This window comes from Endobacterium cereale (assembly GCF_009617585.1).
Classification (GTDB): domain Bacteria; phylum Pseudomonadota; class Alphaproteobacteria; order Rhizobiales; family Rhizobiaceae; genus Neorhizobium; species Neorhizobium cereale.
Window position 1 is genome coordinate 27772 of record NZ_WIXI01000051.1, and the last position, 15358, is coordinate 43129.

At 59.2% G+C, this 15358-nt stretch carries 12 protein-coding genes and 1 pseudogene; 10 read left to right on the forward strand and 3 right to left on the reverse strand.

The window, feature by feature from the left end; translation table 11 throughout:
* Positions 1-52: 52 nt before the first annotated feature.
* A complete protein-coding gene (locus GAO09_RS26360; protein ID WP_153359462.1) occupies positions 53-2122 on the reverse strand; it encodes a 2Fe-2S iron-sulfur cluster-binding protein in 2070 nt (689 codons plus the stop codon).
* 62 nt (positions 2123-2184) lie between these two features.
* On the reverse strand, positions 2185-2796 hold the full coding sequence (locus tag GAO09_RS26365) for a glutathione S-transferase family protein (protein WP_153359464.1): 612 nt from the start codon (positions 2794-2796) through the stop codon (positions 2185-2187).
* A 118-nt stretch (positions 2797-2914) separates the two neighbouring features.
* Between GAO09_RS26365 and GAO09_RS26370 the strand changes: the two genes are divergently transcribed.
* The 9 genes from GAO09_RS26370 (at position 2915) to GAO09_RS26410 (ending at position 12146) form a co-directional block, all read left to right on the forward strand.
* Positions 2915-3808 carry a LysR family transcriptional regulator gene (locus GAO09_RS26370; RefSeq protein ID WP_153359466.1) on the forward strand — a complete coding sequence of 298 codons (894 nt, stop codon included), beginning with the start codon at positions 2915-2917 and terminating at the stop codon, positions 3806-3808.
* Positions 3809-4008: 200 nt separating this feature from the next.
* The gene (locus GAO09_RS26375) at positions 4009-4722 is read left to right on the forward strand and encodes a FadR/GntR family transcriptional regulator (RefSeq protein WP_153359468.1); all 714 of its coding nucleotides are present in this window, start codon (positions 4009-4011) and stop codon (positions 4720-4722) included.
* A gap of 68 nt (positions 4723-4790) precedes the next feature.
* Positions 4791-6332: an ABC transporter substrate-binding protein gene (locus tag GAO09_RS26380; RefSeq protein ID WP_420796184.1), complete on the forward strand. Its 1542-nt coding sequence runs from the start codon at positions 4791-4793 to the stop codon at positions 6330-6332.
* 68 nt (positions 6333-6400) lie between these two features.
* The gene (locus GAO09_RS26385; RefSeq protein WP_153359471.1) at positions 6401-7360 is read left to right on the forward strand and encodes an ABC transporter permease; all 960 of its coding nucleotides are present in this window, start codon (positions 6401-6403) and stop codon (positions 7358-7360) included.
* A gap of 3 nt (positions 7361-7363) precedes the next feature.
* Positions 7364-8251, forward strand: a complete 888-nt coding sequence (locus GAO09_RS26390) for an ABC transporter permease (protein ID WP_153359474.1) — start codon at positions 7364-7366, stop codon at positions 8249-8251.
* 30 nt (positions 8252-8281) lie between these two features.
* Positions 8282-9199, forward strand: coding sequence for a dihydrodipicolinate synthase family protein (locus GAO09_RS26395; protein ID WP_153359476.1), 918 nt, complete (start codon positions 8282-8284; stop codon positions 9197-9199).
* Positions 9200-9207: 8 nt separating this feature from the next.
* On the forward strand, positions 9208-10224 hold the full coding sequence (locus GAO09_RS26400; protein ID WP_153359478.1) for an ABC transporter ATP-binding protein: 1017 nt from the start codon (positions 9208-9210) through the stop codon (positions 10222-10224).
* Positions 10225-11190: an ABC transporter ATP-binding protein gene (locus tag GAO09_RS26405; protein ID WP_153359479.1), complete on the forward strand. Its 966-nt coding sequence runs from the start codon at positions 10225-10227 to the stop codon at positions 11188-11190.
* Positions 11187-12146 carry a dihydrodipicolinate synthase family protein gene (locus GAO09_RS26410; protein ID WP_153359481.1) on the forward strand — a complete coding sequence of 320 codons (960 nt, stop codon included), beginning with the start codon at positions 11187-11189 and terminating at the stop codon, positions 12144-12146. Before GAO09_RS26405 ends, GAO09_RS26410 begins: the two co-directional genes overlap by 4 nt.
* Positions 12147-12219: 73 nt before the next feature.
* On the opposite strand, the gene GAO09_RS26415 is transcribed toward GAO09_RS26410, so the two are convergent.
* Positions 12220-13401 carry a Fic family protein gene (locus tag GAO09_RS26415; RefSeq protein WP_153359483.1) on the reverse strand — a complete coding sequence of 394 codons (1182 nt, stop codon included), beginning with the start codon at positions 13399-13401 and terminating at the stop codon, positions 12220-12222.
* Positions 13402-13649: 248 nt separating this feature from the next.
* Here GAO09_RS26415 and GAO09_RS26420 point away from each other — a divergent pair.
* Positions 13650-15161: pseudogene (locus GAO09_RS26420) on the forward strand (hypothetical protein); the annotation flags it as partial.
* Positions 15162-15358: the final 197 nt, after the last annotated feature.

Below are 15358 nucleotides of genomic sequence, written 5' to 3' on the forward strand. Positions count from 1 at the left end.
CGCTCAACTCGTCTTCTGCCTGCCCTGTCTTCAGCCGCGATAACGAGACCGGTTACAAATCCAGCTGAAGATCGCCACCCTCCGCCGGAACAGAACAGCAGATCAGTGCTTCCCTCTCCTCAACCGGATAGCTGGGCTCGGAAAGATAACTCACCGCGCCTTTCAGAATTTTCGTTCGACAATCGCCACATTGACCGGCCCGGCAACCGTATGCGGGGTTTAGCCCTCGTTCTTCGGCGATATCCAGGAGAGGGCCGTCGCCGGGCTTCCAGCGCGCTTCCTTTGCCGATTGCGTGAAGATCACGCGCGTGGGGACCGCGGCCGCCGGCTTGGTGGCGATCGAGGCAGGAGATACCGACTTGTCACGCTTGAGGCCTGATGGCCCGAATGCCTCCGCATGGATCCGGTTGTCCGCAATGTTCATCTTGCGCAGGCCATCATAGACCGCCTGCATGAAGGGCGCGGGTCCACAGACATAAAAATCATAGTCGCCGAACGGCAGATGCGCCTTCAGCAGGTCCATATCTATGTGGCCGACGACATCATGGCTCACCACGTCGCTGGTATCCGGCTGGCTGAGTACCCTGACATCGTGGATCGTCCCTTCGCTGCGCTCCACAAGTTCGCCGATTTCGCGATCGAACGCACGTTCCTCCTGCCTACGCGCTGATCTGAACAGCCATATGGGGCGGCGATGGCGGGTCCGGCCGCCCTCGTGAACGACATGGCGCAGCATGGACAGAAGCGGCGTGATGCCGATCCCGGCGCCGAGCAGAACCGCTGGCCGGCTGCGTTCCATCGCATCGATGGTGAACGCGCCGGCAGGCGCAAGCGCCTCGATCTCATCGCCCTCACGCAGCCCATGGAGAAACGTCGACGCCCTGCCCTCGCGCTTGATGCTCAGCCGAAAATAGCCGTCGGACGGCGCATTCGATATCGTGTAACTGCGGCGGATTACCTCATCGCCGTCAGTAATACGGATCGGCAGGTGCTGGCCTGCCATAGGCGGGACGAGTGCTTCGTCGTCCGCCGGAGCAAGATGCAGCGACCGAATAGTGGCGCTTTCTTCCACGATCTTGCCGATGCGCAACCGGCGCCATGTGCCGGCCTTTGCCGCAGCCGTAAGGCGGGACTGCGCTTCGTCCCATGTCCCCGTCATCAGGCTGCTTGGCGACATCCCGTTGTCTGCAAATGTCCACCGCAACGGCAGCGCATCCCGGCGCATGACGATCTTTTCGGGCATCACGCGCCACAGCCGCTCGGCACCTTCGAAGGCGGCGATCTCGGGCGAATCCAGAATGACTTCCACCCTGCCCGCCAGTTGCAGCACGTCTCCGGTGTCGTGGTCGACAAACAGGAGTCCGGCCCTCGGATTGACGAGGAAATTGCCGAGCGTGTTGAAAAACAGGTTGCCGTTGAAATCGGGAACCGTCAGGCCGCCGTCCGCATCGATGCGCAGGAAGCCCGGACGGCCTCCGCGGTGAGAAACATCCACCTGCCGCCCTTCGTCATCTCGGTCCAGATAGGACGCAACAAAAAACGAGGCTGCGGCCTCTATAATCCGCCGCGCCGGATCGTCGAGCCGATCGGACACGGACAGGTTGGACACATGCGGCAATGCCGGATCGCGTTTGAAGGCAAACTGCCGGTTCTGGATATAACGCGGGCAGTTTCCAAAACTTTGCTCGACGGCAACGGAAAAACCGTCGCCTTCGCCGCGTGTGATCATGCCGTTCATGCGGTTTCGGCGACGGGTAATGAGATCGATGCCGAGCAGGCCGATCGCATCGCCGTTTTTCATCCCCTCCTGCGCTGGATCGGACGGATCGCCGATCGCCTCGATATCGAGGGTAAGGGGATCCGGGGAAGACACGAAACCCGGCGCGCCGCTGCGAATGGTCGCCCAGGGAATACCTTGCGCATCCACGGTGCCGATCACGATAAAGGGCAGCAGCGGATAAAATTCGCGATGCTGATCGAGCAGGAAACGGCGCACGAATTTTCGACCCACCGTATCCATCTGCTCCGCAACACCCGCATGGCGCTGCAATTCCAGCTCGCCATCATGCCATGGTGAAGACAGTGTCAGGATGGCCTCGTGACCCTTTACCTTGTCGAGCATACCTGCCTCCATTCGTCGGGAAAAATGCGGCCGATGGGTTGGCCGGCCGCATGTCCGCAGTGTCAGGCGGCGAGACCGATCGCGGTCTTGGGGAACGGCACAAAACCCGGAAGCGCCTCGATCCGTGCCAGCCAGTGACGGACTTCCGGATGTGGCGCGAGGTCCACATTGCCTTCCGGCGCACTGACGATGTAGCTGTAGAGCGCGATGTCCGCGATCGTCGGGCGGCTGCCGGTGATAAACCGGTCCTGTTCAAGCTCGGCATTGATCAGGCCGAGAATGCGGTGCGCGCGGGAAATCACTTCGTCGGCTCGGAAATCTGCACCGAACACGGTGATCAGTCGGGCGGCTGCCGGGCCATAGGCGATCTCGCCGGCGGCAACGGACAACCATTTCTGGACTTTCGCAAGGTTCAGCGGATCATCCGGAAGCCAGTCCTTGCGGCCGAGTTTGGTTGCGACATAGACGAGGATGGCATTGGAATCGCTGACGGCGACGCCATCGTCCTCCAGCACCGGCACTTGGCCGAACGGATTGAGCTTCAGGAAATCGGGCTTCTTGTGCTCGCCGTTTGCCAGATCCACCTCGACGACTTCGGCCTTCAAGCCGAGCAGCGAGAGAAACAGCAGAGCGCGGTGGGCATGGCCGGAAAGCGGAAAATAGTAGAGTTTCATGAGGGGCTCCTTGAGATGGCGGAGCGCGAACTCCGATGACGCTCAGAGCCTAGCAACATCCAGATTCGTGATGTAGATACCGATTTTTTAACGTTTCCTCTCATTTTTCGGTAGGCTAATGGATCGTCTCGATGCAATGTCTGTGCTGCTGGCCGTGGTGGAAACCGGCAGCCTCTCCGCCGCCTCCCGAGCGCTGCACTCGCCATTGCCCACTGTCAGCCGCAAGATGTCAGAGCTCGAAGCCCATCTCGGCGTTCGCCTGATCACGCGAACAAGCCGCAGGATCATGCTGACCGAGGCCGGCGAAAGTTATGTTGCCGCCGCGCGGGAAATTCTCGGACGCGTCGAGGAGGCGGAACGCCGTGCCTCGGGCGAATATATCGCGCCGCGGGGGGACCTGATGATGACGGCACCGATCGTTTTCGGTCGCCTGCATATCCTGCCGGTCGTCACCGATTTTCTGAAGGCATTTCCCGACATTAATATTCGGCTCACCTTGAGCGACCGAACCGTCAGCCTTGCGGATGAACAAATCGATGTGGCGCTGAGGATCGGCCAGCTTCCCGAAAGCAACATGGTTGCAACGCGTGTCGGCGCCATGCGCACGACGGTCTACGCCCATCCGCACTACCTGAAGCGCCATTCCCGGCCGCTTCACCCCCGCGATCTCGGTGATCACCAGTCCATCGCTTTCGAGGGCGTGCTCTCGCATCGCTTCTGGACGTTTCGCGATGGCGCGCAGGATATTTCCGCGGCGATCAGGCCGCGCCTCTCGGTCAACACGGCCGAGGCTGCCGTGGATGCCGCAGCATCGGGGATCGGTGTGACCCGCGTCATGGCCTATCAGGCGAAAAGAGCGGTCGATGCGGGCCTGCTTGAGCCGCTTCTGGAAGACTTCGAACTGGAAGCTTCGCCCGTGCACCTCGTTCATCTCTCGCAAGGATCAATGCCGCTTAAGCTGAGGGCATTTCTGGATTATGCGGCGCCAAGGCTGAGGAAAGCCTTGGGCTAGGACATGCTCCCGGCCCATCTGCGACCGGTATCGCAGATGGGTTTGCGAGAGAGCAGCATAGACCCTTCTCGCGGGGCGAAGGGGCAAGCGGCACCACCTGCATTCCGTATGCGATGCCGCTGCAGACTAGTCGTCGTTGACAGATATCCTACAAGTGGATATGTTGACCTCATAACCGGTATTCAGATCGGATTAACAGCATGTCACTGAAGGCCATCAGACCGCTAACGCGTGCACCTCTGCTCCATATATCGGTGCAGGAGAGCCTGCGTGACTTCATCAGCGACAACGGGCTGACACCCGGAACCTTGCTTCCTGCCGAATCCGAACTGGCCAACCAGCTTGGTGTCAGCCGCAACTCGCTGCGCGAAGGCATCAAGGCGCTGGAATCGCTCGGCGTACTGGAGGCCCGTCGCGGCGTCGGTATTTTCGTGAAGGCGTTTTCCTTCGAACCGCTTCTGGACAATCTCGCCTATGGGCTTGGAGGAGCGTTGCGGCAGGTCGAGGAACTGATCGAAATCCGTCGCGTGCTTGAAGCCGGCATGATCGGCAAGTCGCTGGCGATGATCAGCGACGAGGATATCGCCGAACTGCGGGCCACCGTCGATCGCATGGGAGCTCACGCAAAACGCGGCGAGACCTTTGCCGACGAGGACCAGCAGTTTCACGCCCTGCTGTTCAGTTGCCAGAACAACGAGACCTTCACGCGGCTCATCGATATTTTTTGGCTGGCTTTCTACAAGGCATCCGATTTCGTCAATCTCGACACGGTCGATCCGATAGCAACGTGGAAGGACCACGCGGCCATCGTCGATGCCGTCGAGAAGAAGGATCTGGCCGAGGTGCAACGGCGGCTGGCCCGCCATTACGAGGGGATTTCGCGGGTCATCGCCGCAAGCAAGTCAGCAAGCTAATTTCAATTGTGGGAGGAGCACAAATGAAACGCATGTCCGGACTAACAACCGCCATCGCGCTTACCGCCATGATGGCGACGACAGCATTGCCGGGTTTTGTCGCACCAGGACAGGCCGCAACTTTATCCGGCGGTTTCGACGTCGGCCCCGGCGGTTTTCAGGGCAATTTCAATCCGCTTGCCGCGACCAGCGGTTTTACCTGGCTGAGCGTCTATTTCGAACCGCTCGTCACCTATGACGAAAAGCTGCAGAAAGTGGTGGGCCTGCTGGCGTCGTCCTACGAGGTCAGCCCCGACCAGAAGACCTACACATTCAAGCTGGCGGATGCGAAATGGCACGACGGCAAGCCGTTCACCGCCAAAGACGCCAAATTCACCATGGAACTGGCGAAAAATGCCAAGACCGGCTCGGTTCTTGCCGCCCGCCTGACGGCGATATCCTCCGTGGAAGCCACCGACGATAAAACGCTTGTGATCAAGCTCTCGGCCCCGTCGGCCAGCCTGATGGACGCGCTGACCAAGGTGATGATGCTGCCGGAACATGCGCTGTCACAGATCCCGGCCGATCAGCTGGCGAAAAACTCCTGGTGGTCTACCGCACCGATCGGCACCGGCCCATTCAAGTTCAACAGATACGTGACCGATCAATATGTCGAACTGGCCGCCAATACCGAGTATCGCGGTGGCAAGCCGGCGCTGGAAAAGGTGATCAACCGCTATTTCGCCAATCCGGCAGCCGCGATCGCCGCCCTTCGGGCCGGTGAAATCCAGTTCACCTATGTGGACAGCAACGACCTCAACGCCTTCCGCGACAACAAGGACTTCCGCATCATCGAAGGAGATTCCTTCGTCGTCAACTATCTTGGCTTCAACCACGATGCACCGATCTGGAAGGATCTGCGCGTCCGCCAGGCGGTGATGTATGCGATCAACCGCGATGCCATCATCCAGAGCCTCTATGGCGGCGCGGCCAAACAGGCGAACTGTGCGTATGTTTCCGATCAGGTCGTGCCGCAGGGTATCGAGGCCTATGCCTATGACCCGGAAAAGGCCAAAAAACTGCTGGAAGAGGCTGGCTGGGACAAGATCAACGGCGACAAGCCCATCACGCTTCTGACCTATTACACGACGCCGCTCGCCGCCAATGTCATGGCCGCCGTGCAGGCCATGCTGGCGCAGGTCGGCATCAATGTGGTGCCGCGCGCCGTCGACACCCCGACCTATAACAGCATCGTGCTCAACCCGACGCCTGATGTGGCACAGTTCCAGATGGTCTATGCCGGCCTGCAGAACGGGCCCGATCCCGGCAGCATCAATGTCGGCCTCAACGAAAAGCAGATCCCGCCCGCCGGCCCGAACGTGGTGCGCGCCCGTATGCCGGAGCTGACGAAGGCGCTGGATACGGCGCTCGGCGAGACCGACGCGACCAAGCGGGATACCCGTTATCAGGATATTTGCAAGGTGATGAATGCCGAACTGCCTTGGGGCACGCTCTGGGTGGCCAATCGATATGGCGTCGCCTCCGTCAAGCTGAAGGATTTTGTCTGGACGCCGGCGCCCGGAGGCGGCCCCTATCAGGCGCATCCGGAAAAATGGTCGATCGCCGAATGAGGCGATACCGCTCCTGAGAAAAACAGGGTGGCCGGCGTCAGGCCCGCCACCCTCACAGGAACATATCCATGCTGAAATACAGTCTCCGGCGCCTGCTGATCGGGGCAGGCATGCTGCTTGCCTTGAGCATGCTGATCTTCGTGATGTTGCGCCTCACCCCCGGCGATCCGATCGACGCCTATATCGATCCCAATGTGCCGATGTCGCCATCGGACCTTGCGGAACTGCGCGCCACGCTCGGCCTCGACCGACCGCTGCCGCTGCAATATCTTGCGTGGCTGCAGCAGGCGCTGACCGGCAATCTTGGCTATTCGATCCAGCGCCCTGATCAGGCGGTGCTGAACCTCGTCTTTTCGCGCATCGGTCCTACCGTTCTATTGATGGGAACGGCGATCGTTCTCGCCATCATTGCCGGCATCGCGACAGGCATCATCAGCGCCGTTCGCCGTAATTCCTTGGCTGACGTGTCCTTTTCGGTGCTTGCCGTCACCGGTATTTCCAGCCCGCCATTTTTGAGCGGCTTGGTTGGCCTCTATCTCTTCTCCGTCTATTTCAACTGGATGCCCTCTGGCGGCATGCTGACACCCGGTCGGGAGTTTTCTCTTCTCGACCTCATCCACCATCTCATCTTGCCCGCCTCACTTTTGGCATTGGCGCAAACGGCACTGATCATGCGCTACATGCGTGGATCGATGCTGGAAGTCCTCAATCAGGATTATGTGCGCACCGCCCGCGCCAAGGGTGTCGCGGAATTCTGGGTGATCACCAAACACGCCCTGCGCAATGCGCTGCTGCCGGTCATCACCCTGATCGGCTCGACCATCGGCCTTGCTATCGGTGGAGCCATCTTCATCGAAAGCGTCTTCAACTGGCCGGGCATGGGTCTGCTGATGGTCACTGCCGTCGAAAACCGCGACTACCCGGTGATCATGGGCTCGACGCTGGTTATCGGCGCCTGCGTCATCACCGTCAACCTTCTGACCGACCTCGCCTATGCGGTGGTCGATCCGCGCATCGAGGTGGGCTGAACGATGCTCGCGAACAATCAGACAAAGGCCCCCACGACCAGCCCCGGCCCCCTCGCCCGCGCCTTCGAGCGTTTTCGCTTCAACCGCGCGGCGATTTTTGGCGTGGCGATCATCATCCCGACATTCCTCGCCATCCTCACCTATCCACTGTGGTGGAGTTTCAAGCCGAATGACATTGACCTCTTGGCCATGAATGCCGGGCCGAGCGCCAAACACTGGTTCGGCACCGATGGCGTCGGCCGCGATATCTTTGCCCGCGTCATGGATGGCGGACGGATATCGCTGCTCGTCGCGCTCACCTCGACGGTCATCTCCGCCATCATCGGTTTTCTCGTCGGCGCTATCTCGGCACTTGCCGGCCGCTGGGCGGATGCCGTCACCATGCGTTTTGTCGATCTGGTGATGACACTGCCGCCGGTCATCTTTCTGCTGGTGCTCGCCTCCATTGCCGGCACCGGCATCTGGCCGACGGTGTTCGTCATTTCTCTTCTGTCCTGGCCCCTGTTGGCACGCATGGTGCGCTCGCGGCTCCTAGAGCTGCGCGAGCGTGACTTCGTGATGGCGGCAAGAGGCATGGGTGCCGGCCTGCCGCATCTTCTCTTCCGCCACGGTCTGCCGAACGCGATCGACATCCTTGTCGTCTTCGCGACGCTGCAGATCGCCAACGCCATCCTGCTCGAAGCGGGCCTGTCCTTCCTGGGCTTGGGCATTGCCCCGCCCGCCGCAAGCTGGGGCAACATGCTGAACGCCGCGCGCTCTACTGCCGTGCTCGAACAATATCCTTGGCAATGGCTGTTTCCCGGCGGCGCGCTGGTCACCGCCGTGCTTGCCATCAATTTCATCGGCGACGGCCTTCGTGATGCCTTCGACCCTCGTGCCGAACTGAACTGAACTGAACTGACGATCAGAAAGAAAGAGAACATGAGCAAATTCAAGGGTGTCGTCCCTCCCGTCGTAACCCCGCTGAATGCGGATTTCACCGTCGATTACCCGTCCTATACGCGGGTGCTCGAAAACCTGATCGAAGCCGGATGCCACGGCCTGTTCGTGCTCGGCTCCACCAGCGAGGTGGTTTTTCATGACGCGCAAACGAGACGCGAAATCATCGAGCACTCGGCCAAGATCATCAACGGACGCGTGCCGCTGATCGTCGGTGTTATCGATGCCACGACCGATCTCGTCATCAATCATGCACGCATCGCCAAGGCGGCCGGTGCCGATGCGGTGGTGGTGACGGCGCCCTATTATACCGTCACCAGCCAGCCGGAAATTCTCGACCACTTTCGTTACATCCGCGATGCCGTCGATGTGCCGCTGATCGCTTATGACATTCCCGTCTGCGTGCATGTCAAACTGCAGCGCCAGACGAGTGTGACGCTCGCCCGCGAAGGCACGATCATCGGCATCAAGGATTCCAGCGGCGATGACGGCAATTTCCGTTATGTCCTGCTCGATCTCGCCGACAAAAAGGATGTCTTCCTGATGACCGGTTCCGAGATCGTCGTCGACAATGCGCTGCTGATGGGCGCGCATGGCGTCGTGCCCGGCATCGCCAATGTCGATCCGCATGGTTACGTCCGCCTTTGGGATGCCGCCCAGCGCGGCGACTGGCTTGCTGCCCGCAAGGAGCAGGAACGGCTTTGCCGGCTTTTTGAGATCGTTCGGGTGGGCGCTGGTCGCGTCAGCGGCGGCGCGTCCGGCATCGGCGCCTTCAAGGCGGCGATGAAGAGCCTCGGCATTATCGACACAACTCTCATGCCGCGCCCACGTGCCGCCCTCAACGACGCCGAAACCGCGAAGATCGACGAGATCCTGCGCGCGACTGGCCTGCTGCCTTGAGGAAAACCATGCAACAGACCGCCGATACCATACTCAACGTCAAGGGATTGCGGACCGTCTTTCGCGTTCGCGCCGGCGAAGTGACGGCGGTCAACGGCATAGACCTGTCGGTCGCAGCCGGCGAGACGTTGGCCCTTGTAGGCGAATCCGGCTCCGGCAAATCGGTGACCAGCCTGTCGGTGATGCGGCTTTTGACCCGCAAGATCGGCACAATCGCCGCCGGCAGCGTCCAACTGAGGCGCAAGGATGGCAGGGTCCGTGATCTCGTTTCGCTGAGTGAGGACGAGATGCGCAGCATTCGCGGCGACGATATCGGCATGGTGTTTCAGGAGCCGATGTCGAGCCTCAATCCCGTTTACACGATCGGTGACCAGATTTCGGAGCCGATCCGCATCCATCGCTGGGCGGACCGAAAAAGCGCGATGGATGCGGCCATTTCCCTGCTCGACAGTGTCGGCATTCCCGATGCTGCGCGCCGGGTCAAACAGTATCCGCACGAGCTTTCGGGCGGCATGCGCCAGCGCGCGACGATTGCCATGGCGCTCGCCTGCGATCCGACGCTGCTGATTGCGGATGAACCGACGACTGCGCTCGACGTCACCATTCAGGCGCAAATCCTCGATCTGTTGCAGAAACTCCAGAGAGAGCGTGGCATGGCCATGCTGTTCGTCACCCACAATCTAGGTGTGGTGGCCGAAATCGCCCACCGGGTGGCGGTGATGTATGCCGGGCGTATCGTCGAAACCGGGCCGGTGGCTGAGGTTTTTCGCAAACCCAAACACCCCTATACGATGGGCCTGCTCGCCTCGATGCCAAAGCTCGGCGACGCCACGCGAATGAAACAGGCCGGCGAAAAACTGACAGCCATTCCCGGCGTGGTGCCAAGCCTGATGAACATGCCGACCGGCTGTGCTTTTGAACCGCGCTGTCGGTTCGCGACAGAAGACTGTCGCAAGACCGTGCCGCCGCTTTTCGATGTCGATGCGCAGCACAAGAGCCGCTGCATCCACTGGCAGGAGATTTGAATGCGTGAACAGTTGCTTCAAGTCCGTGATCTGGCGAAACACTATACGAGCAATGGCTCGAAACTGACGATCCTGCAGAATATTTCCTTCGATATCGGCAGGGGCGAGGTCGTCGGGCTGGTGGGCGAATCCGGTAGCGGCAAGACCACGATCGGCCGTTCGGTCCTGCGATTGATCGAACCATCGGACGGAAGTGTTCGTTTTGACGGCAAGGAACTGACGGACCTGTCGGCCACACAGATGCGCCGTGCCCGCCCGCGCATGCAATATATCTTTCAGGATCCGTTCGCGAGCCTCTCTCCCCGCATGACGATCGGCGAGATTCTGACCGAGGGGTTGAAAATCCAGGGCATCGGCACATCGAAGGAACGGCTGGTGCGCGCCCGCAAGGCGCTCGAACAGGTCGATCTGCCCGCCGATTCGGTTTCCCGGTACGCCCATGAATTCTCCGGTGGTCAGCGGCAGCGGATCGGCATTGCGCGTGCCCTGACGCTTCAGCCGGAATTTCTGGTCGCCGACGAACCGGTTTCCGCGCTCGACGTGTCGATCCAGGCGCAGGTGATCAACCTTCTGCGCGACCTGCAGCAGCGGCTGGGCCTGACCATGCTGTTCATCAGCCATGATCTCGCCGTGGTTGAATATATCTGCGACCGGGTGATCGTCCTTTATCTCGGACGGATCATGGAAATCGCGCCCAGCGCCGAGCTTTATGCCGATCCGCACCACCCCTATACGCAGGCGCTTCTATCCGCGATCCCTTCACCCGATCCCGACGCCCGTCGCAACCGGCAGATTTTGAAAGGCGACATTCCCAGCCCCGCCAATCCGCCAAGCGGCTGCGTTTTTCGCACACGATGTCCAAAGGCATTGCCGAAATGCGCCGAGGTTGTGCCGGAATTGCGCGAAACTTCGCCGGGGCGCTTCAAGGCCTGCATTCGCGACGATTTGAATGAGATCGCGTCATGACCCGTCGCCACCCTATCGCCGGAAACTGGGCCAGTCTTCTTCTGCCGATCCGTGATGACGACAGTATCGATTTTGCCGCGTTGGCCGACGAGATCGATATCCTGATCGAGGCACGGGTCGACGGCATCTATTCGAACGGAACAGCCGGCGAGTTTCATAACCAGACGGAGGCGGAATACGACCAGATCCAGTCTCTTCTTGCAGATCGTTGCCGACCTGCGGACATGCCTTTTGTGATCGGCGCCTGCCAGCCGGACCCGATCATCATGCTGGAACGCCTGCGCCGCGCCGCGCTACATCGGCCAACGGCCATTCAGGTGATCCTGCCCGACTGGTGGCCGTTGACCAATGCCGAAGCCATCGACTTTCTGAAGCGGGCATCTGACCTCGCCGATGGCATTCCGCTTATTCTCTACAATCCCCCGCATGCCAAGCGCGTGCTTTCGCCCGTGGATCTGGCTGCTGCGTGCATTCCCTGCCCGTCCGTTATCGGCATCAAGCTCGCCGATGGCGACGGTGACTGGTATGCCGAAGCGCGGCACCACCTCGCCGAATTCGCTCTGTTCGTTCCCGGCCATCATCTGGCGACGGGGATGCGAGAGGGCGTGGCCGTAAGCGCCTTTTCCAATGTCGCCTGCCTCAGCCCTTCCTGTGCGCAGGCATGGACCGACCTGATGAAGACCGATCTCGAAACAGCTCTGGCCATCGAAGCCCGCCTCTGCACTTTCATGAACGATCACATCGTTCCATTGCGCATCAACGAAGGATATTCGAACGCGGCCTTGGACAAGCTGCTATGCGCCATTGGCAATTGGGGGCCGGTCGGCACGCGGTTGCGTTGGCCATACCGGTCTGTCGACAGTTATCAAGTTGAACGACTTGCAGCTGTCGCAAAGAACTGTCTACCTGAGCTATTGCAAACCACCGCCTATCGTGAACGTACCCGTCAAAAGTGAGATTCTTAGCAATGTAACACTGAAACGCAGGTACATCGTCTTGATGAAGGTCGAACCTTTGGCCACCTATTTGTCATGAACTGAGAGGCAGGGGACCGGTGCCCTCGCTTAGAATTGCAAGATATCGTCGATAGCTGAACACGCGGCCACGCTTGCGGCCGGTTACCTCATCAACGATGCCCAATCGCTCCAGATCGGCAAGAGCAGCGTTGACCGTAGGTGCGGACAGGCCTGTAATCTGAACAATCTGGTTGGCAGTATGGAAAGGATTCTGCTGGAATAGCTCGTGAATGCGAAGGGCCGAGCCTGCTCTATCACTCGCCATCGTGATCCGCTCCCGATCTTCCTTGAAAAGATCGACGATTTGGGTCGCAGCTTCAAACGCTTGATTGGCAGTGTCAGCGACACCGGTCAGGAAAAAGTCCAGCCAGGCTTCCCAGTTTCCATTTTCGCGGACTTCCTGCAGCAAACGATAATACTCTCTCCGATGGGACTTCAGATAGAGGCTGAGGTAGAGCAGCGGCTTTCGCAAAACGCCGTTCATGCACAGATACAGGGTTACAAGCAGACGGCCGATACGACCATTACCATCGAGAAACGGATGGATCGTTTCAAACTGTACATGCAGTAGGCCAGCTTTGATCAGTGCCGGCAACCGCGACTGGTCGTCATGCATGAACCGCTCGAACGCATCCAGGCAACCGGACATTTCAGTGACGGGTGGGGGCACAAAGAGGGCGTTACCGGGCCGCGTTCCGCCAATCCAATTTTGCGAGCGGCGGAATTCTCCAGGATCCTTGGTGCCTCCTCGCCCACTGTGTAGGAGCCTGGCGTGCATTTCACGGATCAGTCGCAACGACATGGGAAGCGTTTCCAGTCGTTCCAAACCATACATCATGGCGTCAACGTAGTTGGATACCTCACGAATATCATCAACCGGTTGGCCCGCCTGAGCTTCCGTCTCAAACCGCAAGAGGTCGGAAAGCGTCGACTGCGTGCCTTCAATCTGCGAGGAAAGAACAGCTTCCTTTCTCACATACATATAAAGGAACAACTCCTGTCGCGGCAGCAGCATTGTAATACCGTCCAGACGTCCCAGCGCGCGCTCGGCCAGGCTGAGACGTTCCAGCAATGAAAGCACATCGATCACCGGCTCGGGCGGCAATGGTGGGGGAACGAACGCCCGCACCGTTTCACTGGCGGCGATCGTTTCGACGAAACGACCCATGCGATTTTTGGATGCGGAATCAGACATAACTCATTATCAGCGCCAGCCACTATTTAAACAAGGCGCCTTCAATTTAATTAACCGACAAACTTAGATAAGCAAGCTTAATTAACGACGCGGGGAACTCCCAAGCTTTGATGCCGAGTGATTTGTTTCAAGGCATCAACCTGAGGATCAGGCAGGTTTGAAAGTGCACGCCCGATACATCCTTTTTTAAAGCTCGCCTCATATTCCCGCTCGCCCTCGGCACTGGTGCCGAGAGAAACGGAATAAGCATGCCCAAACAAGACATTTCATCACGCCATTTTCAGCGAAAGATATCCGAATTCTGCGAGCTGCGTATAGCGCCGAACACATCCAGGCGGGTACTGGAGAACATCCGTCCCTATCTGGTCAGTTTGATCATATACCGGAAATCGCCCCCACTCCTGAATGGTCGCATCGACTGGTCCACGATCAGACAGGCCTGTGGAATCGAAGCTGAGCTGACCACTGAATTGAAAAAGCAGCTCCGGCCGGGCTTGGATGCCATTATCCGATGGCTCGGCGCAACATCAGCAACTGAAGAGAGGCGGACACCAAAGCCAACAGTCCGCTTGGGCAAGATTGCACCCGCCAAGAACACAAGTTCCGCATCGTCAACCAGAAAGCCGCAACGCGCGGCGGCAGACGGCACCTTTGCCCGCTCTACATCGCCAACGCGCGGGCCTGCACCGAAACCAATCAGTCCGTTCCCTGAACCACTGTTCGAAGCGGAAAAAGACCCGGCAAGTTTTCAGGATGCATTGGCCTATCATATGCGCCGCTTCGGCGACACCTACTGGCAACTCTACCGCGCCGTTGTGCAACTGAATGAGACTTTCGACAACAAGACGCTACTATCGTGGATCCAAGGCGAGCGCGTGCCAAGATCTGTCGCAAGTTTTGAAATCCTGCGACGCATCGAGCGACGCTATCGACTTTCTGAAGGATATTTCAAGGAGAAGCTGCCGCATCAGGCGCGCTCGCTTTATGGTCATGACCTCGGTGATATCAGTCCGGCTGAGCGGCGCAGAATGTCGTTGCATCTTCCGGATGATTTCAGCAGCCTGCCCTTTACCAAGCGTCAGGAGATCGTCGATTGGGTACGCCGGGTGATCATTTCCGGCGCGACGGAATACCGCCGGTATCAGGCAGCGGCCGTCAAGCAGCGTTATGCCATCCGCTTCCCCGGAGTAACATATGGCGGAAGTCCTCTATCGCCCAGATCCTTGGCATGCGCCGTCGGCGAAAATCAGAATGTAGTGCCTGAGTTTGATGATCCTGATCTACTCTCCGGCGTCGTCGACGCGCCACCGAGACTTGCCATGGAAATGGCTGACCTCATCCGTTTCAAAACCTCGACACTGACTGCGATTGGTTTCCAACGAAATGGCGTCTGGGGTGAGGAAACGGCCTCTCAGAAGATCGAACATCTTGGCTTGATGTTCGGCGCGCTGGCCGCCTCGCCAAACGGTGCCGTAAAAGGTCGCGGCGTGCCAGTCAGCCATTTGAGCTTCGGCCTCCTTGTCTTCCCCGGCGTTTGGGATTGGTACCTTCAATGGCGCGAACAGCGCCGCGGCTTTTATACCAAATGGGAAGAAGACATGCTGATGGTAGCACAGGCTCTTACTCGCGCCGATGTCGGCTGAATTCGACAGCATCCGGAACTGCTCAAGAACGTCAGACCTATCGAAGGCTTGATTGAGCACGAAGAGATCGAGTTCGCAGGCCGCGACTGGCATGGTGCCTGCGATGCGTTTCATCGCCATGCCGCCAACCGATCCAAGGAAATACAGCGTGTCATGCGCGTCCATCGCGATCCGTTCGAACCGATCATGTGTGTCCTTGAAGCGGACAGTCCACTGGAGGAATATCGCAAGATCACCGAATGAAATTCTGAAACGCATGCCGGATGAAAGCCGATATCCTCGGTCGGCGGCCGAAGCCGTACGCTCATTCCTGC